The following is a 21097-nucleotide window of genomic DNA, read 5'->3' as shown; positions in this document are numbered from 1 at the left end:
CAATTCTATACTACTGCAAATCTATCGATTTATCGTATAATACTTTTCAGATGCGATCGCTTCCTTAAATATGTAGCCATTAAGTGCAAGCAACATACCAAAGGAAACGGACGACTGCAAACATTGCCCTATAGATCAAACTATGGAGAATTCACATGAGCAACAAACACATTGAAGTCAAACAGGTAGCCGGTTTCATCGGTGCCCAAATCAGTGGCGTAGACCTGTCGCGTCCTTTGCACGATGATGCAGTCAAAGAAATTCGTCAAGCACTATTGAAGTGGAAAGTCGTGTTCTTTCGCGGTCAGAACATCGATCATGCTGCACAAGTTGCGTTCACGGCTCGTTTCGGCGAAGTTACCTACGCGCATCCGCACGAAGATGAGCCAATTGAAGGCTTCTCAGAAATCCTGCCGATTGACCGCAGCCGTTACGAGCGGCGCAATGGTCTGCGGCGTTCTAGCTACGAGAGTCGCTGGCACACCGATGTGACAGCCGTTGTCAACCCACCTGCGGCGTCGATTTTGCGTGCGGTTAACGTCCCCAGTTTTGGTGGTGACACACAGTGGACTAATCTAGTCGCAGCCTACGAGGGTCTATCAGCACCACTGAAAGCGCTAGCAGACACATTGAAAGCCGAACATCGCTTTAATGCGCGTTTGAATCTACCCAGCAACAGCAAGATTGCCCAGCGCATCGCAGCCAATCCACTCGTTTCTCACCATCCAGTAGTCAGGGTTCATCCTGAGACAGGTGAACGCGCATTGTACGTGAACCCTGGCTTCACCTCGCACATTCTTGACGTGTCACGACAAGAGAGCGACCTGCTGCTTGAGTTGTTCTTCAACCAGATCACCAAGCCCGCCTACACCACCCGCTTCCGTTGGAACAACGGTGACATTGCCTTCTGGGATAACCGCGCCACCGCGCATTTAGCCCCTCAGGATCTGGATCATCTGGAAGTCGAGCGCGTCCTCTATCGCACCACTATCACAGGTGATGTTCCAGTTGGTCCCGATGGTTTCCGATCACAAGTGGTTGAAGGCGAGGCATTCAGCAGCGAATTACCAACCATCTTGAAGAACAAAGCCGAGAAGTTGGAAGCACAACCAGTACTTTCCTAAGCTACAGATTGCTAGGCAAGAGTTGCGGAATATGTTCGTAGCTTGTTTACCGCTCATAGAAATCTGGACAAAGCTACCAAAACAGGATTTACGCAAAAAGGCAGTGAAACCCTTGATTTACCGTAGGGGCAATTCATGAATTGCCCCTACATTTCGTACCTGATGCGTAAGTCCTACAAAAAATAGAGTAATACTAAATTGTTAAAAACCTAACTAAAACTATCTAACCTTCAGAAAATTAAGCAAGTTTAGTGGTTAAATATAATTAGAGCCGAAAACCAAGGCTTAAATCTCTGGTTTGTAAACCACGGTTAATTCCAAGTTTTTGACACTCTCAGGTCTAAAGACACCCTCGATTCTTAAGAGATAAAACCCTAGCGGATGTTGATTCGTAACGGCTTGGGAGGGGTGATGCAGTAATGCACACCTCGACCCTAACAGCCGCAATCATTTCCCGCATCCCGTGTATTCCGATGATTTTGCCAGTGGAAGTTTTGTTTTGTATATATCGTCCCAGATATGAGTTATCACTAAATGCAGGTTTTACCTCGGTTTTTGTGTTGTAAATTGGTAATTTATCACCAGGAAAATTTGGAGTTTACCAATGTCTGAACAAAAGCCCGTAAGTCCTTGGAATTACAAACCTTGGTGGTGCCAGCCCTGGTCTATAGTTCTCACAGGTGTAACACTGATTGGTGGTAGCTGGTTACTATTTAAAACTATCTGGCTAACAGTTCTCGTCTCCATCCCTGTAGTCACCTGGATGGGATTTTTTGTGTTGTTTTGGCCGCAACTAATGATTCGCAGTGGAATTTTGGAGTCATATTATAAAGACTAATTCGAGCCTGATCTGATACTGGAAATTTCTCCAGTAGAGAACAGACGTGAAGGAGAAGTTGCCAGGGTTGGAAGCCGTCCCTGGCAACTTCTGTGCATCTATAGAAAATAGCGAGATCAAAAATGTCAAGTTGTGACGAAGAACTCTGCCAGTATAATAAACTTTGATAATTTTTCGCATATACTGATAATTTCCAACCTGAATTGGGGCAAAAGAGCTTGTAAGCATCTATATAGTCAGGGAATTTCTCCAGTGAAAGTTAGGGTGATATGAACAACAGAGCAAACCAAAGGCATGAAGAACATCATGCAATACAATATTTCTGTAGATTCAACCGAATGTTGATTTTTATTGCAGAGATGTTTCTATCACGCAGCCTTGATGCTGGAAAGGTAATCAGGTGGTTATTGCAAAATTTCCAGCATAGCAGACTTCCCTGGCTAAGGCTCAGACACTCATCGGTGAAAACGCCAGCTCTTCTTCTACCTGAAAATGAACCAGAAAGGCTCAAAGCATTGGCGGAGTACAATATTCTGGATACTCTACCGGAACAAGCATTTGATGACCTAACTGCTCTGGCTGGCTACATTTGTGAGACTCCAATTGCTTTAATTAGCTTAGTAGATAGCGATCGCCAATGGTTTAAATCTAAGGTTGGACTAAACGCTACAGAAACACCCAGAGAGTTCGGTTTTTGCGCCCATGCCATTCTTCAACCAGACGATATATTAGTGATTCCCAACGCCATGAAGGACGATCGCTTTAATAACAATCCCCTAGTCAAAGGTAATCCCAAAATTCGTTTTTATGCTGGTGTCCCACTAGTTACACCCAATGGTTTTCCCATCGGAGTGTTGTGTGTGATCGATACCACTCCTCGTCTTTTAAGTCACGAGCAGTTGGATGCACTGCGTCGCCTAACTCGGCAAGTGATCGCTCAAATGGAACTCATTCAGGAAGTTCGCAACCGCAAACAAGCAGAGATGGAAGTAAGGCAGTTATCGCTAACCGATGAACTAACAGGTTTGCATAACCGACGTGGTTTCTTTTTATTGGCTGAACAACAGTTAAAAATTGTTCACTGCATGAAAGTTTTTTGCTGGGTGATCTTTATTGATTTAGATGGGCTAAAACTGATTAACGACACCTTTGGTCACGACATGGGAGATGCCTTGATTGTTGATGCTGCTCAATTACTCAAGCAAAGTTTTCCGAACCCGGATATTGTTGCCCGCTTGGGTGGAGATGAGTTCGTTGTTTTCATCTCCAGCTACTTTCAGAACGCTGATAGCATTCAAGTGTGTCTGCAAGCAAATATCGCCAACTTTAACCAACAACAAAACCGCAGCTATGAACTTTCGATGAGTATGGGGATAGAGCGTTATTCACTAGAGAGCAATATGTCACTAGAAGAACTAATCGCCAAGTCTGATGAATTAATGTACGCTCATAAGCGTCTCAAGCGGCAATCTATTGCATGAAGAGGGCGAGAAAACTCGGTTTGAAATGAGCTTTTTCTGTGCCCCTACCGCTTTGGTATAGATTTATAAAAAAGCTTTCTGGTGGCAATCCACATATTGCTGAAGTTCTTGTCGCCAAGAAACCACGAATTGGGCGATCGCACTTTCCCTACTTTCCTACGCCGTGCCTCCAAAGTGCTAATTTACCACTTGGCTGCCATGAGTGCGGGGGTCATCTTGACTAGCGGTTGGTGCGACTGGGGCTGAGAATTTGGAAACTTTCCCGCTAGCTTGAGCATAGGGGAGAGACGAACCAGTAACCAAAGCTTCTAAATTGCTAGCCATAATCGTGCGGGGTTGATCGCCGATGGCTTCGGCGATAGTTTCCCCTTGCTGACTCAAAAATACAAAATGGGGAATCCCATCCACCCGATATCTCAGCATTTCCGGTAGCCACTTGAGATTATCCACATTCAGCATCACAAAATTCATCTTGTCAGCATACTCTGTTTCCAGTTGAGCGATATCTGGGGCCATTTTTTGACAGACAGTACACCAATCAGCATAAAATTCTACTAGAGATGGTTTGCCGTTGCTGAGGGCTACTTCTAACGGTGTGGACGCATCACTTAATTTGGCAAGGGAAGCTGAGGTTGTTTCAGTTCGCAATCCCAAGAACAGGGCAACGCTGAGGGCGATCGCTACCATTACAATTAAGAAGTTTCTCAAACGCTTCCCAAATGTCGATTCCGACTTATCGGGAGAATTAACAGGTGAATCAGTACTCATAACAGAATTATTAAAACTTAATAAGCCATTTCTTCTTCAGTTTAGCTGACCTTTATAGGACAATGGGACAAGAGGTGCTGTCTTCCCATCCTCAAGTTTTGCGGCAACTTCATAGGGTTTTATACCCCGACTAAATCTCAGATTTAGTCGTGCGCGAGTAATCAAGGCAGCTGCTTTGTGGCAACGGGACGGGGTGGAATACCGCAAAATCCAACGCAACAGGTGACGAGCGATGTCTACGATGGTTACTGAGCGCTTCGACCCTTCGGCGCAGGCTCAGGGCAACGCAAGCTCAGGGTAACACTTGCCGTTCGCGGAGCGTCTCGTAGAGAAGTACGGGCTATTCGGTGACGCACTTGGTCTGATATCCGCGACATCTCTGCATACCGGAAAACCGGCGAAGTCACGGCACAAATACCAGCAACCCCAGAAACTCTTGTCCAAGCTACAGGTTGGCATCGCAACGCTGACGGTAAAATTGAATTAGTTGCTGCTCAACTAGCCCATGTACAACCATCTTTAAACTGTGCTGCGCTATCAAACTAATTAGTCCCGACACTGGAAATGGTAAATTCAAAACAAGAGGAGGTTTTGATATGGCTCAAGCTTTACCCAAACTATTTACCTTTGAAGAATTTATTGTATGGCTGCCGGAAAACACCGGAAAACGGTACGAATTACACGATGGGATAATTGTAGAAATGTCTCAGCCCAATGGAAAACATGAAAAAGTTACGGGATTTTTAACAGGGGAAATTACCGTTGAATATAAGCGATTAAAATTGCCATACTTTATCCCCAAAACAGCATTAGTAAAACCACCGAAAAAATCGTCGGGTTACTCGCCAGATGTGGTTTTAATCAACGATGATAATCTACACAATGAGGAATTTTGGGAAAAAGAATCTACCGTGACTCAAAGTGAATCCATTCCTTTAGTTATTGAGGTTGTAAGTACAAATTTGGAAGATGATTATTACACAAAGTTAGGAAATTACGAAGCCATGAAGATTCCCGAATATTGGATCGTTGATTATGCCGCTTTGGGGGCAAGAAAATTTATTGGTAATCCTAAACAACCAACTATTTCTATTTATCATCTTGTTGATGAAGAATATCAAGTCGCTCAATTTAGAAATTCTGAACGTATTATATCCCCTAGTTTTCCAGATTTAAACCTAACTGCTAATCAGATTTTTAATGGTGCTTTGTAGAGCATTTTTTGAGCTACACTCCAGGGAACTCCCGATAACTCCTAATAGCTGCTAATTGTTTTGATTCCAGGAAATGGGTGTTAGCTAGACGACAATTTCGGGAATCCTAATATCAGAAGTGAATGGGATTATTTCTGGTATGAGAACTATGTGCAAAGGGATAAGCTTCCGGTTTGACGCTTTTCTATTTATATTAACAACTGGGTTATTCACTCCAGGGATGATGCGATCGGCGATACTCCCTTGGAGTGGCTCCGCCAACGCACAAGTGACATCCGATGGGACTACAAACACCATTGTCAACCCAAATGGTAATAATTTCACAATTCTTAATGGGATTGAAAAAGGTAATAATTTATTTCACAGCTTCAATAATTTCTCTGTCCCAACTGGTGCTTGGGCGAGATTCGATTTAATTAACACACCAAATATTACAACTATATTCAGTCGGGTTACAGGTGGAAACGTTTCTAATATTGATGGGTTAATTAGCACGCTTAATAGTAGTAACCCGGTAAGTTTGTTTTTGATGAATCCTGCGGGGATTGTGTTTGGGCCAAATGCCCGCTTGGATATTGGCGGCTCCTTTGTGGGAACGACGGCGAATAGTATTAAGTTTAGTGATGAAGTCGAATTTAGTGCTGTGAATCCGTCAGCCTCGCCGTTGTTGACGATCAGTGTCCCCATTGGCTTACAGTTGGGGCAAAATCCAGGGGGAATTACCGTGCAAGGGAGTGGACATCGCCTGATCGGCGGAAGTTTTACCCCCGTAGATCGCAGCAATAATCCCATTGGGTTACAAGTTGCGGCAGGTAATACACTAGCGCTTCTAGGGGGTGAGGTTAACTTGTCCGGTGGCATTGCAGCCATTAATGGTGGCGGGCATTTGGAAATAGGCAGTGTCAGCGATGGGCAAGTCAGACTCAATGCCACTCTTACGGGGTGGGTCGGGGACTACTCAGAGGTGCGGCAATTCAAAGATATCCAGCTCGCGCAGCAATCTCTGCTAGATGCCAGTGGCAGCAGAGGCTCGATTCAATTACAAGGACGGAATATCAACTTCACCGAGGGTTCTGTTGCCTTGCTCCAAAACTTTGGTACACAACCGTCCGGGGGGATTACAGTCAATGCCACCCAGTCCCTTAACCTCACGGGGAATACACCCGATGGAAAACTGGGGAGCCTCATCCAAATCGAGAACTTAGGAACGAGTCAGACGGGTGATGTTACCATCTCCGCCGCGCAGCTATCCATCCCAAATGGAGGAGGAATCATTAATTGGAAGTTTGCTCAAGCACCTGGTGGCAATATAACAGTCAATGTTGCAGGGTTGATCGATATCGATGGCTTTGCCCCCGCCAACCCAGCCAATGTGTCCTTGATTGCAACATTCACATCTAACTTTGCCAATGCAGGCAATATTACTGTCTCAACCGGCAACCTGAGAATTCTGAATGGTGGCAGTTTGTTCTCTATAACCGGAGGCTCTGGACAGTCTGGAACCTTACGAGTTAATGCAGAAGACTTGATAGAAATTGCTGGCAACGCCCCTATCACATTGTCACCGACTGTTTTGGGTTTAACGACTTTCGGATCTGGAAATGCCAATAACATATTCGTTAACACGTCCAGATTAGTGATTCGAGACGGTGGATTTCTCGGGTCTAGCACCCTTGCCACGGGTTCAGCCGGTAACGCGATAATTAATGCTTCAGAGTCCGTAGATATCAGAGGTAGAAGTGCCGATTCGATACTAGCGAGCCACATTGCTTCAAACGCCGAGATTCTCAATCCAGCCTTTCAAGCTGCCTTTAGACTTCCTGCCATTCCTAGCGGTAACGCTGGTTCCCTAACTCTTAACACACCGTCGTTACGCATCACAGATGGGGCATATATAACCGTCAAAAATGACGGTCCAGGCAGAGCAGGGGATTTGCAGATTAGCGCCAACTCTATTTTCCTTGACAACCAAGGCGTTATAACCGCATCAACCGCATCTGGAAATGGAGGTAATGTCAGATTAAACTTGCTTTCTTCTCTGCTAATGCGTCACAATAGCCTGATTTCCGCCACTGCTGCGGGCAACGGGAATGGTGGTAACTTGTCAATTAACGCACCAGTGATTGTCGGTTTAGAAAACAGCGATATCATCGCTAATGCAGTCCAAGGTCAGGGCGGTAACATTAACATTAGTACTCAAGGTTTATTTGGGCTGAAGTACCGCGATCGCCTCACCCTAGAAAACGACATCACCGCCAGTTCCGAATTTGGCATTAACGGTACAGTTGATATTAACAATTTTGGAATTGACCCCAATTCTGGTTTAGTAGAATTACCAGAGAATGTCACCGACCCATCACAGGAAATTACTACAGGCTGCGCGGGTGTTGAAGGCAGCCGCTTTGTAGCAACGGGTCGGGGTGGAATACCGCAAAATCCAACGCAGGAAATTGGGAGCGATCGCACTTGGTCTGATATCCGCGACATCTCTGCATACCGAAAAACTGGTGAGGTGACAGCCCAAATTCCCCGATCTCCAGAGGTTATTGTCCAAGCTACTTCTTGGCATCGCAATGCCCAAGGCAAAATCGAGTTAGTTGCAGATAAATCTCCTACTCAGGTGCAACAACCATTAACCTGTGCTGCTGTTGTCAAGAATTAATTTTTTTAGCCCGGCCTTAATTTTGCCAATGATAGTAGTAAGATAACACGTAGTACATCACTTGTTAATATTTGCATCAAATGATGAATTAAAGCTCACCTTGAGTTATTTGGCACATAATGTTTAGTTAGTAGACTTATGTGCAACTAATGGCGACCAAGCGACCGAGAACGACAATCAGCTTTGATCCAAACGAGTACCAAGAATTAGAGGAGTGGGCTAAAAGTGAATTTAGAACTATTCCTCAGATGATTTCGGTAATCGTCAAGAAAGCTTTGATCGAAAAAAGAGACAAAATGCCAGCAAAAACAACCCTTCTCAAGGAGTAACAAAAAGGATAAGAAGTAGCATGACCAACGGAGAACAGCCAAATGTCAATGCACGACTAGACGATATAGATATCCAACTTGAGCAAGTGGGGGATGAAATTGACCTGATCCGCACAATTCAAACCGCCAACAGACGGGAAACCCGCGCCAACAGCCAGACAGCAGCCCGGTTAGAGCGGACGGTAGCTCAAAAAAGCAGATATTGCCCGTGACCATCAGCAAGCTTTGCGAATTGCAGAGCGAAACTTTGAGCGTATTCAAGAACAGGCTACGAGCGATCGCACATTATTCCAAACCGAAATCAGGCGCATCTGGGAATACCTATTGCAGCAGTCTGGAAATGGTAGTAGCAGCGGAGGTCAATAAGCCCAAAAGACTGAACAAATCTTTACATTGACATCGCAACACACAGGGCAAAATTGAATTAATTGCAGATAAATCTCCTACTCAGGTGCAGCAACCATTAAACTGTGCTACTGTTCTCAGGAGTTAATTTTTGAGGCTAACTATCTAATTCCCCAAAGCGATCGCGATACTGCTGGAGCAGCGCTTGCATATCCTGCAATTGTTGCTCCGCCTGCTCTGCCCGTTGATGTTCCTGCTCTGCCCGTTGCTCCAACTCCACCGGACTCAAAAATTGCCGCCCATCTGGACGGTAAATCACCAGTTCATGGTTCCCCACCGCAAACCGAATCCCCAACAGAGGACTTGTCCACCCATCCATCTGAGCAATTGGTAGCAATTGTTCACCTTGCCGTCGCCAACCTTTTAGCTCATAGCGGTCTGGGTCATACTGATAATATTCTTCCACTCCATAAGTTTGGTAAAACTCTAGCTTGCGTTCCATCTCATCTGCATTGTTGCTGGGTGAGAGAATTTCCTATACCACTTGTGGGGCAATGTTGTCTTCCTGCCACTGTTTGTAAGATCCCCGCCGTCCTTTAGGTCTACCAAACACCACCATTGTATCTGGTGCAACTGGTGAGATTAAGCGCGATTTCACCGGGAACCATAGCAAATCTCCCGCCACAAACACGTTAGGTTGATCAGCAAATAGAATTTCCAGATTTTCCTTAATTAGGACGATCCAACGAAACTGTTCGGTATTGTCTGCGATTGGTTTGCCGTCGCTGTCGGGGAAATGTAAATCTGCATCCGTACGAAAGAAGGTGGTCATAGGTTAACCCGGAATGACACAGTGCCTTAATTCTATGCGATCGCCCGCGACGTGATAGATCCGATTATAAATTGGGCAATATGACTCTATTAATATCTCAAATACCTTTACTGTGATTGTTCAAAATAAAATCTTGGTAATTATTTATGGCTTTCGGAATTAAACAAACTCGTTGGCTATATATCAGCCTCAGTATTTTAAGTTTGTGTTTAGCATTTACCATTACACCTGTAAAAGCATCTCCACCAGTAATAACAACAGTTCTCTCTTCTTCTCAACCAACCAACGAGCTACAACAAGGACGGAATCTCTACCAATCGGGACGCTTTGCCGAAGCTGTTACAGCTTGGCAAACGGTAGCACAACAGTACCATACCCAAGGCGATCGCCTTAACGAAGCTCTCAGTTTAAGTTATCTTTCACTGGCACAACAGGAACTTAATCAATGGCAAGCAGCCCAACAGTCTATTGAGCAAAGTCTGAAACTATTGCAAACAAATAAACCCTCTGCTGATGCAATTCTTTGGGCACAAGCACTCAATACCCAAGCAAATTTGCAATTACACATTGGCAAAGCTGAAACCGCCATCGAAAGTTGGCAGCAAGCTGAAAAGTTTTATGAGCAAGCCGGCGACAAAATGGGTAGCTTGGGTAGTCAAATCAACCAGGCACAAGCTTTACAAACTTTAGGATTTTATCGCCGTTCTAAACAACAGTTGGAGGTGCTGACTGAAAAACTCCAAGGGATGCCGGATAATGAAATCAAAGTTAGCGGATTGCGATCGCTTGGTTTAGCCTTGCATGAGATTAGCGACTCTAGTAAAAGTCAACAGGTTTTAGAGCAAAGTTTAGCGATCGCTGAGAAAATTGCAGCCAAACCCCAATTAAGTTCTATCCTGATAAGTCTGGGACAAACTGCTGTTGACTTCCAAGATCCCGAAGCAGCATTAGATTACTTTGAACAGGCTCAACTCTTAGCCACCAACCCAAGTGATCAGTTACAAGCGCGTTTAGCTCAGTTTAAACTTTTCCTCAATTACGACAAACTTGAGTTTGCTACCCCACTCGCACCGCAACTACTCCAACAACTTCGGGAACTGCCCCCCAGTCATACTTCCCTCTACGCAGCGATCAATTTTGTTGGCACCGTCACCGTCAATCGCCAGTCAAATCCTGACCAAATCTTACCCCTCAAAGATTTGGCGCAACTGATGGCAGTCACAGTCAAGTCTGCACAGCAAATCCAAGATGCACCAGCCCAAGCTTATGCACTACATCAGTGGGCAAAACTCTATCGTCGTACACAGCAGATATCTGAAGCACAGGAATTAGCTCAGAAATCTCTCGATATTGCTCGTCAACTCCAAGCTAACGATATCATTGCTCAATCTGCTTGGCAGGTGGGACAGTTGTATAAGCAACAGGGCGATCGCTCCAAAGCAATTACTGCCTATACAGAAGCCGTCAATGCCTTAAAAGCACTGCGGGGGGATTTGGTGGCTATCAACCCTGATATGCAGTTCTCTTTTCGCACCAGTGTGGAGCCTGTTTACCGGGAACTAGTTGATTTACTTTTAGAGAATCAACCCAGTCAAGCAGAACTCATGCAAGCTCGTGAATTGATTGAAGCACTCCAAATTGCCGAACTCGATAACTTTTTTCGGGAAGCCTGTTTAGATAAAACTCAACAGATTGATCAGGTTGATCGCACTGCAACCATCCTTTATCCGATCATTCTACCAGATCGTTTAACAGTAATCCTCTCGAAAGCCGGGCAACCACTCCGTTCCTATGTTACTCACAAATCTCAAGCTGAAATTGGGCAGACTTTAGACAATTTTTTAGTTGCTCTTAACCCTGTCTCGGATTCCAAAGACCGCGATCGAGTGTCCCAACAGATTTATGATTGGTTGATTCGTCCAGCCGAAGCAGAGCAAGCATTGATTGATACTAAGACATTGGTGTTTGTTTTAGATGGTCGGTTGCGGAACATTCCGATGGCAGCTTTGTATGATGGTAAGCAATATCTGATCGAGAAGTATGCTGTGGCGCTCTCACCAGGATTGCAACTAATGGCGACGCGATCGCTTCATCAAAATCATCTCAGTGCGATCGTCGGTGGTATTAGCCAATCTCGCGCTGGTTATAGTGCTTTGCCGGGTGTGGAATCAGAAGTGAAACAAATCTCCAAGTCGGTGTCCTCCTCTATGTTGCTGAACCAGGAATTCACCAGTCAAGCCCTTGCTGAACGGGTGAAATCCAGTAGTGCAAGTATTGTCCATCTAGCAACCCACGGACAGTTTAGTTCCCGCCTCGAAGATACTTTCTTGCTCACTTGGGATGGAAAAGTTAGCGTTAAGGAGTTATCTGAACTCCTGAAAAATCGGGGTAGCGATCCCTCCAAAGCCATTGAGTTGCTGGTACTAAGTGCCTGCGATACAGCCGCAGGAGACGATCGCGCTGTCCTTGGACTGGCGGGCTTGGCTGTCAAATCCGGCGCTCGCTCAACTATTGCCACCCTCTGGCCTGTCAAAGATCAGGCAGCCGCGATGCTTATGACTCGCTTCTATAACCAACTGCGACAACCCAAAATCACTAAAGCCGAAGCCCTAAGACAAGCACAAATTAGCCTAATTCGCCAAACTGATTTCCACGATCCCTTCTTTTGGTCTGGCTTTGTTTTGATCGGCAACTGGATATAGCTAAGTAATAACACTAGGTTAATTCTCAAGAAATTAGGCTATTTTTTTACAATTTTATCACTAAAACTCGCCTATACTGATAGTAAAAGTTCCCGGAATTGACTGTTGCTTAGACTTATCTGAGCTTCTGGCTATAGTCGAAAGAAAGGTATTTTGTATCATATTTCAATTTAGATTAGGTAAAACATCATGAAACGTCGATATTTAGCTGGTACATTGAGCCTCATCGCTCTGATCGCTAGCAATGCCTGGACTAGTGCCAATGCTGTTACATTTACCCCGCCTACCAACAGTGGCTCTCCTAGTCAAGCAACGGGAGGAGCTTCTCGGGGTAGTATGTTTACTCCTACCGCCGGCAAGGGTGCGCCCAGACAAGCAACTGGAGGAGCTTCTCGCGGCAACCTCTTTACACCTGCTGCCGGCAAAGGTGCGCCTCAACAAGGAAGTGGGGGTGCTTCTTACGGCGACCTCTTTACACCTGCTGCCGGTAAGGGTACCCCTCAACAAGGAAGTGGGGGTGCTTCTCGCGTGGGTACTTATTACTTAAATCCATCGACTGTAAGTGCAACAGAACCAGCAGCACTAATCGCCCTTTTGCCCCAAAACTTCTATGGCACAACAGTGTCTGAACGTCCGACAATTCTGGTGTATCTCCCGGCTTCCAATGCCCAAGAAGCTGTGTTCAGCCTCAAGGATGAAGCTGGCAATCTGCAACATCAGATGAAGATTCCAGTTGCAGGCAAAACTGGGGTAATTGCGATCAAATTACCAGCCAATGCACCCGCTTTAACCGTTGGCAAAAACTATCAATGGTTCCTAGCACTCAAACTAGGTGGACAACTCAGCCCGAGTACGCCTTACGTCGATGGTTGGGTTCAGCGTATCCAGCCCAGCGCTGAGTTGGCAACAGCAATGCAAGGGCAAGATGCTCTGAAGCGGGCTACTACTTTGGGTAAAAACGGTGTTTGGTATGACTGTGTGGCAACACTTGCAGCCGTATACACCGCCCAACCTAATAATGCAACCCTCCGCAAACAATGGGAAGAACTTTTGTCCTCAGTGAGTTTGAAGGAGATTGTAACAGCGAATTTATTAGCATCTACTAACTAATGCCAGGTTAATCCTAGTCAACGTTGACGGAGATAACTGTATGGCAAAAATATGTAGGTGGCGGAGATTCCAGACTTTTATCCAACGCACTCGTAGCGTTTTGATTATTACTCCCAGCGTTGCCTTGACGGTTATGGTCGGGCAATCGTTGGGACTTTTCAATTTAGCGGAATGGAAAATTCGGGACGAATGGGTTCGTCAGCAAACGCCACAGACGATCGCTGATGAAATTGTAATTGTCACAATCGATGAGCGCGATATCCAATCGGTGCGTAAATGGCCAGTTCCAGACTGGGCGCTGGCACGATTGCTAGAAAAAATCCGGGCGCAGCAGCCTAGAGCGATCGGATTGGATCTTTATCGAGATTTACCCGAAGGAAGTGGACATGAGCAACTTGTTAAAGTCTTCCGCAACACTCCCAATTTAATCGGAGTTGAGAAAATTTCTGGTGAACGCGTCAATCCCCCACCAGAATTGAAAAAAAAGGATCAGGTAGGATTAGCAGATTTAGTCTTGGATAGCGATCGCTTTGTACGTCGTGCGCTCTTGACAGCTGAAGATGCCAAAGAGAAAAATACCATTAAAGCCGGACTGGCCACCCTTGTGGCTCTTAAGTACCTCGAAACCGAAAGAATTAGCTTAGAAAGCATTGACCCCAAAAAGCAAAAGTTTCAGTTAGGCAAAGAAATTTACCTGCCCCTGCAAAATCAAGAAGCAGGTTATACCGATGCCGAATTAGGAGGCTATCAAATTCTGCTCAACTGGTATGGAACAGATGCCGCATTTCGCACAGTTGCGATGCGCGATGTGTTAGCAGGGAAAATTCCGGCAAATTTGATGCGCGATCGCATGGTATTTATTGGCTCAGTCGCCTCTAGTACCAATGATTTCTTCAGCACACCCTTCTCTTCCTGGGTATCTGCTCAAAAACCGACTCCAGGTGTCGTTATTCATGCCAATATTGCTCATCAACTAGTACAAGGGGCTAAAACCGGAAAATCCAGCCTGCACGGTGTTTCTGGCATTTCTCTATCACTGTTGATTGTTTTTTGGTCTGTCATCGGTTCTACGGGCAGTTGGTGGTTAGCTAGTGCGCGTACCGGGCGACGGATTCCCAGCGGCAAAATTCTTTGGGCAACTGTAGGCATTAGTGGAGCCTGTGTATGGGGTGGCTATGGGATGTTTTTACATGGTATTTTAATTCCAGTAACACCCGCCTTAGCTGCGTTTATCGGTAGTGTGATTGCGACAACCAATGCCTATAAACAGCAGAAGTTAGAACAAACAAATCGTCAACTGGAAATTGCCAACAGTCAACTATTAGATTATTCCAAAACCCTAGAGACAAAAGTCGAAGAACGAACTCATGAATTGGTTGAGGCAAAGCTTGCTGCCGATGCTGCCAATCAGGCCAAGAGTGAGTTTCTGGCGAATATGAGCCACGAACTACGCACACCCCTGAATAGCATCCTTGGTTTTGCTCAGGTACTAGAAGGATCGCCAAATATGACAGCTAAAAACCTGGAAAGAGTCAGCATTATCTACCAATGCGGATCACACCTTTTGATGCTGATCAATGACATTCTCGATCTCTCAAAGATAGAAGCGAGGAAATTGGATTTGGTTACAACCAGTGTGCATTTGCCCAATTTCTTACATAGTGTGACTGAGATTTGTGGTATCCGGGCGGAACAGAAAGGGATTGCATTTAATATTTTAATTAGCGATCGCCTACCAGTTGCCATTGAAGTCGATGAAAAACGGCTGCGGCAAGTGTTGATTAACTTGCTGGGCAACGCGATCAAATTTACAGATAGTGGTAGTGTGACATTTACAGTGGAAGTCATTAGTCAAGAGTCATTGGTCACTTGTACTGAGCCTTGCCGTTGGCGCAGCCTCTCGCAGAGAAGTATTGGTCAAGAGTCTAAAGAAATGACTAATGACAATGGACAAATGACACATCAAAAAATTCGTTTTCAGATTGAAGATACGGGTATTGGGATGTCACCAGACCATCTCGAAAAAATCTTTTTGCCCTTTGAGCAAGTGGGGCAAGCAGGGCAACGATCTGAAGGTACTGGCTTGGGATTGGCGATTAGCCACAGAATTGCAGCATTGATGGGGAGCGAAATTCAGGTGGAGAGTCACCAAGGCCAAGGAAGTCTGTTTTGGCTGGATTTGACAGTACAAGTGCCACTCGATCATAACTGGCATAGAGGAGCAATCGCCCCGACTCCCCAGAAAATTACCGGGATTCAGGGTAGTGCGCCTCAGATTCTCATTGTCGATGACGATCGCAACCACTGTTCGATGTTGACCAGTCTGCTGCAAGAAATTGGCTGTCGAACCCTGGAAGCGAACGATGGCAAACATGGGCTACAGGTGGCAACTGAACACAATCCAGATGTGATTCTGCTCGATTTAGCCATGCCGAATATGGATGGTTTTGAGTTAATGGTTCACCTGCAAGCGAATCCGCAAACCTCTTCTATTCCGATTATCGTCTCTAGTGCCAGCGTCTTCGAGTCAAATCGCCAACGGAGTTTAGAGGCAGGTGCAACAGCATTCCTGCCCAAACCCCTCCAGATTGACGAACTACTAAATAAACTGCGATCGCTCTTGGGAGTAGAGTGGATCTATGCCCAATCTTCGCCTGCCAAAGGTGAGCAGGTAACTGGTAGTGAATGGGTTCTACCATCCCAGGATGTTTTGCAACAACTCTATCATCTGGCAATGATGGGGGATATCGCGGCGATCGAGGGAATGTTAGGAGAGCTAAGTGAGCAAAACAGTCAGCTAGCTCCCTTTGCAGCAGAGTTAAACAAACTCACTGCCAATTTCCAAACCGGAAAAATCCGTAAATTCCTCAAATCATTTGTCACAACGGAGTTACATCCATGATCCGGAATTCTCTCTCGAAACCGATATATATTCTATTGGTGGATGACAATCCAAACAATCTGAAGCTGCTACATGAAGCGATTCAGGCGTGTGGCTGGAAAGCCCTGATGGCAATAGATGGAGAGTCAGCGATCGAACAAACAGAATATGCCCGTCCCGATCTGATTCTCTTGGATGTGATGATGGCAGGGATTGATGGATTTGAAACTTGTCGCCGGCTGAAAGCTAATCCCATGACTCAGAATATTCCGGTGATTTTCATGACTGCCCTCTCCGATTCTACAGATAAGGTGGCGGGACTGGAAATAGGTGCAGTTGATTACATTACCAAACCCTTCCAACAAGAAGAAGTGATTGCCCGTTTAAAGTTACACCTGAAAATTTCCCATCTCGCCCGCACATTAGAAGAACGTGTTCAAGAGCGCACCGCAGAATTAACTCAATCTCTACAGGAATTACAACAAACCCAACTACAACTGATCCAGAGTGAAAAAATGTCCACTCTCGGGCAGATGGTTGCAGGTATTGGTCATGAGATTAATAATCCGGTTGGTTTTGTTGGGGGCAATTTATTCTATATTGAGGAATATGTAAATAATCTGCTTCGCCTAGTCAGTTTGCAACAGCAGAAGCTCCCGCAGCCAGACCAAGAAATTCAAAAGCTTATTGAAGAAATCGACTTGGAGTATCTGGTAGAGGATCTGCCGAAACTACTGGCATCAATGCACCAAGGAATTACCCGTCTTCAAGATATCAGCCTGTCTCTGAGAACTTTTGCTCGCGCCGATATTACATCTCAGGTGGAGTTTCAGATTCACGAAGGAATCGATAGTACCTTAATGCTATTGAAACATCGACTCCAAGGTAAGGGCGATCGCACTAAAATCCAGGTTGTCACACAATACGGTGATTTACCTGCAATCACTTGCTATCCTGGACAACTGAACCAGGTGTTCATGAATATCATCGCCAATGCCATTGGTGCATTTGATGAACTCAATCAAAACCATTCTGATCAAGATATTGCTGCTTGTCCAAGGCTGATCACCATTACTACATCGGTTGATCCTCAGCAACAAACCGTCACAATTTGCATTCAAGATAACGGTCCTGGTATGCCTGCTGAGGTGCAAGCTCGAATTTTTGAGCAATATTTCACAACCAAGTCCGTGGGCAAGGGAACCGGGCTAGGATTAGCTATAAGCTACCAAATTATTGTCGATAAACACAATGGAGAACTAAAATGTTTCTCAATGCTTGGTGACGGGACAAAGTTTATTATTACTCTGCCCATGTGACCAAATAATTCCTAATTCCTAATTCATAATTTTATCAACTGATGAAATCATCTAGTTAATAATGTATAATCAGCCCTAAGAGTTTAGGGTGCTTGTCAAGTATGTTGCATGTCTAAATCTGTCATCACCGTTACCGTCAAACTGTTCGCTGTTTATCAAGAAGCCTTTAGGGTTTCGGAACTGGTGCTAGAATTTCCCAATAGTATGCCAGTCAAAGCAGTATGCGATCGCCTCATCGCTGAACACCCCGAACTCTCACAATGGCGTGACATCACCCGCTTCGGGATTAATTTAATATTTGTCGAACCAGATACCCTACTACAAGATGGGGATGAAGTTGTATTAATTCCGCCAGTTAGCGGCGGTTAGCAAAACAGTTAGGAGTGATGAGTTATGAGTGATCAGTTAAAGATTCAAAATTTCTAACTCATAACTACTGATTGTAGCGTAGGCGTAGCCCGTCGTAGACATCGCTCTGACAGTCGAGTGTGGTCTATTTACGTGGCTAATAGCCCTAAGAGTGCAACACTGCGCCAAGGGCTGCTGCTTTACAGTACGCAGACTAATTATAGGCATGATCATAGAGAATTGGACTTAGCAGTTAGCTTTACTAAGTGATCTAACTCTTGCTGCATCTGACTAACAACTAATTCATAACATTCATTGACATAGTGGCGATCGCTGGCTGCTTCTGAACCGTAGCGTTGAAATACAATTGGCGGACAAACCCGCGTGTAGATGGGCACAGGTAATGGAATGTTCGGCAATGGGCCAATTCCTAATCCCCAAGGCAGTCCGAGATAGATCGGAAAAACTTCTGGATCAATCCCAAACAGCCAAGGCATCCCCCAGTCGTGGAGTTGCTGCACAATTTTGTAGCAGTCAGCGATCACAATCAGCGTATCGTGAGCGCCCCAGGAAATCACAGGCACAATCGGCACATTTTCCCGCAATGCTAACTTGATAAATCCTTGCCGCCCTGCAAAGTGGATTTTATTACGTAAATAATGCGGTCGGAAAATATCTTCAGCTCCACCTGGATAAACTAGCAGACTAGCTCCAGAGTGCAAGGCAGTGTAAGCCATTTTCGGATGAGCGATGATTGCTCCAGCCTTGCCGACCAGTTGCGCTAGTGGTGGGCTAACCTGCCAAACCTTGGGATGCATCAAACCATAAATGGGTTGCTCGACACCAAATCGTCGGAACCAGTCGTACATCATCATTGTCATATCGGGAACCGCAAGTCCCCCGTTATGCGAACCGACAAATAGGACTTTTTCTTGGGGTGGAATATTTTCCCAGCCACTAGTTTGAACTCGAAAATAGTAGTGATAAAGAAAGTCTAATAGAGGCATCAGAAATTCTATGAACTTTGGATCTCTCTCATCCAAAGACCAACCGGGTTTTTTGTTTATGAGATGTTGCTTTTTTGACATCGATGCATTTTAACAGGATTGGCAAAGGTCAAACAATCCTTCTTAGTACAGTTTTGCGTAAAAACGTAGCGTTTTTAATGCATGGTAACAGATTAAGATTCCAAGGGATGCATTGGCATTGCAAGCCGACGCATTAACAATGCAAGCCAATGCATTAACAATGCAAGCCGATGCATTAACAATGCAAGCCGACGCATTAACAATGCAAGCCGACGCATTAACAATGCAAGCCGATGCACTAACAATGCAAGCCGATGCACTAACAATGCAAGCCTATGCTTTAGCATTGCAGGGTATTACCAAATTTAATTTGCTACAAACTAATGAAATGTTGTACTTAGGAATAAAAATTAAATAACATACAATTAATGTCCCTAGCTTACCTCACCCTCAATCTCTCTCCGATATACTTGGAGAGGGAAGCTATAGCAGTTCTCGTTTGGATGCAATACATGGTAGGGGCACAGAAAAAGCTCATTGGTGTCAACTTCACGTAAAAGCCATGTCCCGCAAGGAACTGAAGTTCCTTGCTAATAGCGAAAGTCATCTAAAGATGACTAAATAATCTGAAAAATCTTTAGTCTACTTGAGTAGACTTTAGCTAAAAGCCAAAGAACTTTAGTTCTAGGCGGGTGATGAAGCCAACAGTTAAGCTATTTCTAGCTTAAGTTGACACCAATGAGCATTGCTGTGCCCCTACGAGTGGTCTCTATTCCATGCAATTGAGAACCGCTATAGATACAGGATAAACTTTTGCATTTTATTTAATCCACGTTCCTTAGCTTTGATTGCTGTTTTGCTTCTGCTTGACTAGCCAAACAGAAAGTAGAGCGATCGCTACACCAGCCAGAATAAAACAATAAATGTAGCCGAAGTTATCTACAATCCTACCGAATACTGCTGCGCCGATTCCCTGGCCGACAAACAGGTTGAAGGCGAACAGCGAAACAGCAGTACCTCGTGCTTCTGGGGAAAGCTCCGTGGCTTGGGTCTGAAGGGTGCTGTGCATCATATAAAAGCCCAATCCGATTAAAATACTCAAGGGGATAAAAAGTATCCAGTTCTGGAACAATGCGATCGCTAAGAAGCCCATAGACATCAAGCCTCCTCCCACGCCTATTAAACCAATTTCACCCAGTCGCCTAACTAACCATTTAACTGAGCGACTGTAAATTAGTCCCCCCAATCCAAAACTACTGAGCATAAACCCGATCGCTACATAACTAAGACTATAGCGATCGCGCAGAAATGCGCCAACGTAAGCAAATGCCCCAAACAGGCAAAAGCCTTCGACAAACACCCCTATAATCACAGTCCGGGCGATCGGTTGGGTCAATAGTTGGTAATAAGGTCGAAATGTGATGCCATTTACGCGACTTTGGGGAGGTTGACTATCGCTAAGGTGGCGCGTCCCCCGCCATAAAAGTCCAGCAATGGTAAGGGAGACGATCCCAAATACCAGAAAGATATTACGCCAGCTGAGATATTCTCCAAAGATGCCACCCAAACTACCGCCGAGAATTTGACCCAACACCAAGGCACTTAAATACTTGCCGATGGCAGCTTGGCGTTCTTCATAAGGAAAATTGTCACCAATGTAAGCGAGGGTGACGGGGATCACCCCAGCCGCAGCCATCCCTGTGAGAAACCGCAGCAAGGTAAGTAAGACGATATTTGACACAAAGGCACAAACCGCCGTACCGACAGCAAATGCCGCCAGTGCGATTGTAATTACCTTAATTTTGCCGATGCGATCGCCTAGTGGGCCGTACACTAACTGAAATAGTCCATAGGGAATCGTATATGCGGAGATAATCACCGCAGCACTACCAACGCCGACTTTGAATTCATCGGCAATGATGTGCAGCAGGGGGTCAATCACCCGTGCATCGGCAACTACCATAAAGGCAGCAGCGCCCAACAATCCTAATGAGACAGGTGTTTTGCCTGCTATATCCTTTGTTAACCTGGCCACGCAATTCTCCTATTTTTTTATCTCCTAAGAAACACATTCCATAGCGTTGGAAATAGGGATGAGTTCTAAGCCAAAAGCTTG

21 protein-coding genes and 1 pseudogene are annotated in these 21097 nt (G+C 45.2%); 16 read left to right on the top strand and 6 right to left on the bottom strand.

The window, feature by feature from the left end:
• Nucleotides 1–155: 155 nt before the first annotated feature.
• The 4 genes from HWQ38_RS37030 to HWQ38_RS37015 all read left to right on the top strand — a co-directional run bounded on the left by HWQ38_RS37030 (nucleotide 156) and on the right by HWQ38_RS37015 (nucleotide 3443).
• Nucleotides 156–1124, top strand: a complete 969-nt coding sequence (locus tag HWQ38_RS37030; protein ID WP_292804439.1) for a TauD/TfdA family dioxygenase — start codon at nucleotides 156–158, stop codon at nucleotides 1122–1124.
• 419 nt (nucleotides 1125–1543) lie between these two features.
• Nucleotides 1544–1690, top strand: a complete 147-nt coding sequence (locus HWQ38_RS37025) for a hypothetical protein (RefSeq protein ID WP_292804436.1) — start codon at nucleotides 1544–1546, stop codon at nucleotides 1688–1690.
• Between the two features lie 38 nt (nucleotides 1691–1728).
• Nucleotides 1729–1962: a DUF6737 family protein gene (locus tag HWQ38_RS37020; RefSeq protein WP_292804433.1), complete on the top strand. Its 234-nt coding sequence runs from the start codon at nucleotides 1729–1731 to the stop codon at nucleotides 1960–1962.
• Between the two features lie 269 nt (nucleotides 1963–2231).
• Nucleotides 2232–3443 carry a sensor domain-containing diguanylate cyclase gene (locus tag HWQ38_RS37015; RefSeq protein ID WP_292804430.1) on the top strand — a complete coding sequence of 404 codons (1212 nt, stop codon included), beginning with the start codon at nucleotides 2232–2234 and terminating at the stop codon, nucleotides 3441–3443.
• Between the two features lie 177 nt (nucleotides 3444–3620).
• Here the strand turns inward: HWQ38_RS37015 and HWQ38_RS37010 are convergent, their stop codons facing one another.
• A complete protein-coding gene (locus HWQ38_RS37010; RefSeq protein WP_292804427.1) occupies nucleotides 3621–4211 on the bottom strand; it encodes a thioredoxin family protein in 591 nt (196 codons plus the stop codon).
• Nucleotides 4212–4547: 336 nt separating this feature from the next.
• Between HWQ38_RS37010 and HWQ38_RS37005 the strand changes: the two are divergent.
• From HWQ38_RS37005 to HWQ38_RS36980, 6 genes and pseudogenes are all read left to right on the top strand, one after another.
• Nucleotides 4548–4757, top strand: a pseudogene (locus tag HWQ38_RS37005) (hypothetical protein); the annotation flags it as partial.
• A 50-nt stretch (nucleotides 4758–4807) separates the two neighbouring features.
• Nucleotides 4808–5425 carry a Uma2 family endonuclease gene (locus HWQ38_RS37000; RefSeq protein ID WP_292804424.1) on the top strand — a complete coding sequence of 206 codons (618 nt, stop codon included), beginning with the start codon at nucleotides 4808–4810 and terminating at the stop codon, nucleotides 5423–5425.
• 148 nt (nucleotides 5426–5573) lie between these two features.
• A complete protein-coding gene (locus tag HWQ38_RS36995; RefSeq protein ID WP_292804421.1) occupies nucleotides 5574–8087 on the top strand; it encodes an S-layer family protein in 2514 nt (837 codons plus the stop codon).
• 149 nt (nucleotides 8088–8236) lie between these two features.
• On the top strand, nucleotides 8237–8416 hold the full coding sequence (locus tag HWQ38_RS36990) for a hypothetical protein (protein WP_292804418.1): 180 nt from the start codon (nucleotides 8237–8239) through the stop codon (nucleotides 8414–8416).
• A 20-nt stretch (nucleotides 8417–8436) separates the two neighbouring features.
• Nucleotides 8437–8628 carry a hypothetical protein gene (locus HWQ38_RS36985; RefSeq protein ID WP_292804415.1) on the top strand — a complete coding sequence of 64 codons (192 nt, stop codon included), beginning with the start codon at nucleotides 8437–8439 and terminating at the stop codon, nucleotides 8626–8628.
• A gap of 13 nt (nucleotides 8629–8641) precedes the next feature.
• Nucleotides 8642–8782 (top strand): hypothetical protein, encoded by a 141-nt coding sequence (locus tag HWQ38_RS36980; RefSeq protein ID WP_292804412.1) that lies wholly within the window; start codon nucleotides 8642–8644, stop codon nucleotides 8780–8782.
• A gap of 136 nt (nucleotides 8783–8918) precedes the next feature.
• On the opposite strand, the gene HWQ38_RS40700 is transcribed toward HWQ38_RS36980, so the two are convergent.
• Both HWQ38_RS40700 and HWQ38_RS40695 read right to left on the bottom strand, forming a co-directional pair.
• The gene (locus HWQ38_RS40700) at nucleotides 8919–9263 is read right to left on the bottom strand and encodes a hypothetical protein (protein ID WP_366933390.1); all 345 of its coding nucleotides are present in this window, start codon (nucleotides 9261–9263) and stop codon (nucleotides 8919–8921) included.
• A gap of 33 nt (nucleotides 9264–9296) precedes the next feature.
• A complete protein-coding gene (locus tag HWQ38_RS40695; RefSeq protein WP_366933389.1) occupies nucleotides 9297–9593 on the bottom strand; it encodes a hypothetical protein in 297 nt (98 codons plus the stop codon).
• Nucleotides 9594–9739: 146 nt separating this feature from the next.
• On the opposite strand from HWQ38_RS40695, the gene HWQ38_RS36970 reads away from it, so the two are divergent.
• The 5 genes from HWQ38_RS36970 (at nucleotide 9740) to HWQ38_RS36950 (ending at nucleotide 17974) form a co-directional block, all read left to right on the top strand.
• Nucleotides 9740–12295, top strand: coding sequence for a CHAT domain-containing protein (locus HWQ38_RS36970; protein ID WP_292804409.1), 2556 nt, complete (start codon nucleotides 9740–9742; stop codon nucleotides 12293–12295).
• A gap of 189 nt (nucleotides 12296–12484) precedes the next feature.
• Nucleotides 12485–13405, top strand: a complete 921-nt coding sequence (locus HWQ38_RS36965; protein ID WP_292804406.1) for a DUF928 domain-containing protein — start codon at nucleotides 12485–12487, stop codon at nucleotides 13403–13405.
• Between the two features lie 40 nt (nucleotides 13406–13445).
• Nucleotides 13446–16307 (top strand): CHASE2 domain-containing protein, encoded by a 2862-nt coding sequence (locus HWQ38_RS36960; protein ID WP_292804403.1) that lies wholly within the window; start codon nucleotides 13446–13448, stop codon nucleotides 16305–16307.
• Nucleotides 16304–17605 carry a response regulator gene (locus HWQ38_RS36955; protein ID WP_292804400.1) on the top strand — a complete coding sequence of 434 codons (1302 nt, stop codon included), beginning with the start codon at nucleotides 16304–16306 and terminating at the stop codon, nucleotides 17603–17605. Before HWQ38_RS36960 ends, HWQ38_RS36955 begins: the two co-directional genes overlap by 4 nt.
• A 108-nt stretch (nucleotides 17606–17713) precedes the next feature.
• Nucleotides 17714–17974, top strand: coding sequence for a MoaD/ThiS family protein (locus tag HWQ38_RS36950; RefSeq protein ID WP_292804396.1), 261 nt, complete (start codon nucleotides 17714–17716; stop codon nucleotides 17972–17974).
• 36 nt (nucleotides 17975–18010) lie between these two features.
• Here the strand turns inward: HWQ38_RS36950 and HWQ38_RS36945 are convergent, their stop codons facing one another.
• Entirely contained in the window at nucleotides 18011–18181 is a 171-nt protein-coding gene (locus HWQ38_RS36945; RefSeq protein ID WP_292804393.1) for a hypothetical protein, read from the bottom strand.
• A 2-nt stretch (nucleotides 18182–18183) separates the two neighbouring features.
• A complete protein-coding gene (locus HWQ38_RS36940) occupies nucleotides 18184–19041 on the bottom strand; it encodes a lysophospholipid acyltransferase family protein (RefSeq protein ID WP_292804390.1) in 858 nt (285 codons plus the stop codon).
• Nucleotides 19042–19159: 118 nt separating this feature from the next.
• On the opposite strand from HWQ38_RS36940, the gene HWQ38_RS36935 reads away from it, so the two are divergent.
• Nucleotides 19160–19399 carry a hypothetical protein gene (locus tag HWQ38_RS36935; RefSeq protein ID WP_292804387.1) on the top strand — a complete coding sequence of 80 codons (240 nt, stop codon included), beginning with the start codon at nucleotides 19160–19162 and terminating at the stop codon, nucleotides 19397–19399.
• A gap of 420 nt (nucleotides 19400–19819) precedes the next feature.
• Here HWQ38_RS36935 and HWQ38_RS36930 read toward each other — a convergent pair whose 3' ends face one another.
• Entirely contained in the window at nucleotides 19820–21016 is a 1197-nt protein-coding gene (locus HWQ38_RS36930) for an MFS transporter (protein ID WP_292804385.1), read from the bottom strand.
• Nucleotides 21017–21097: the final 81 nt, after the last annotated feature.

The sequence above is a fragment of the Nostoc sp. NMS7 genome (assembly GCF_017115085.1).
Lineage (GTDB): Bacteria > Cyanobacteriota > Cyanobacteriia > Cyanobacteriales > Nostocaceae > Nostoc.
Note: the sequence above shows the minus strand (reverse complement) of the source record. Positions and strands in the feature narration are given on the sequence as shown.

What these genes read in the sequence shown, in the direction of transcription:
- HWQ38_RS37030 (WP_292804439.1), top strand. Translation starts at nt 156, where the DNA reads ATGAGCAACAAACACATTGAAGTCAAACAGGTAGCCGGTTTCATCGGT.
- HWQ38_RS37025 (WP_292804436.1), top strand. Translation starts at nt 1,544, where the DNA reads ATGCACACCTCGACCCTAACAGCCGCAATCATTTCCCGCATCCCGTGT.
- HWQ38_RS37020 (WP_292804433.1), top strand. Translation starts at nt 1,729, where the DNA reads ATGTCTGAACAAAAGCCCGTAAGTCCTTGGAATTACAAACCTTGGTGG.
- HWQ38_RS37015 (WP_292804430.1), top strand. Translation starts at nt 2,232, where the DNA reads ATGAACAACAGAGCAAACCAAAGGCATGAAGAACATCATGCAATACAA.
- HWQ38_RS37010 (WP_292804427.1), bottom strand. Translation starts at nt 4,211, where the DNA reads ATGAGTACTGATTCACCTGTTAATTCTCCCGATAAGTCGGAATCGACA.
- HWQ38_RS37000 (WP_292804424.1), top strand. Translation starts at nt 4,808, where the DNA reads ATGGCTCAAGCTTTACCCAAACTATTTACCTTTGAAGAATTTATTGTA.
- HWQ38_RS36995 (WP_292804421.1), top strand. Translation starts at nt 5,574, where the DNA reads ATGTGCAAAGGGATAAGCTTCCGGTTTGACGCTTTTCTATTTATATTA.
- HWQ38_RS36990 (WP_292804418.1), top strand. Translation starts at nt 8,237, where the DNA reads ATGGCGACCAAGCGACCGAGAACGACAATCAGCTTTGATCCAAACGAG.
- HWQ38_RS36985 (WP_292804415.1), top strand. Translation starts at nt 8,437, where the DNA reads ATGACCAACGGAGAACAGCCAAATGTCAATGCACGACTAGACGATATA.
- HWQ38_RS40700 (WP_366933390.1), bottom strand. Translation starts at nt 9,263, where the DNA reads ATGGAACGCAAGCTAGAGTTTTACCAAACTTATGGAGTGGAAGAATAT.
- HWQ38_RS40695 (WP_366933389.1), bottom strand. Translation starts at nt 9,593, where the DNA reads ATGACCACCTTCTTTCGTACGGATGCAGATTTACATTTCCCCGACAGC.
- HWQ38_RS36970 (WP_292804409.1), top strand. Translation starts at nt 9,740, where the DNA reads ATGGCTTTCGGAATTAAACAAACTCGTTGGCTATATATCAGCCTCAGT.
- HWQ38_RS36965 (WP_292804406.1), top strand. Translation starts at nt 12,485, where the DNA reads ATGAAACGTCGATATTTAGCTGGTACATTGAGCCTCATCGCTCTGATC.
- HWQ38_RS36960 (WP_292804403.1), top strand. Translation starts at nt 13,446, where the DNA reads ATGGCAAAAATATGTAGGTGGCGGAGATTCCAGACTTTTATCCAACGC.
- HWQ38_RS36955 (WP_292804400.1), top strand. Translation starts at nt 16,304, where the DNA reads ATGATCCGGAATTCTCTCTCGAAACCGATATATATTCTATTGGTGGAT.
- HWQ38_RS36950 (WP_292804396.1), top strand. Translation starts at nt 17,714, where the DNA reads ATGTCTAAATCTGTCATCACCGTTACCGTCAAACTGTTCGCTGTTTAT.
- HWQ38_RS36945 (WP_292804393.1), bottom strand. Translation starts at nt 18,181, where the DNA reads ATGCCTATAATTAGTCTGCGTACTGTAAAGCAGCAGCCCTTGGCGCAG.
- HWQ38_RS36940 (WP_292804390.1), bottom strand. Translation starts at nt 19,041, where the DNA reads ATGTCAAAAAAGCAACATCTCATAAACAAAAAACCCGGTTGGTCTTTG.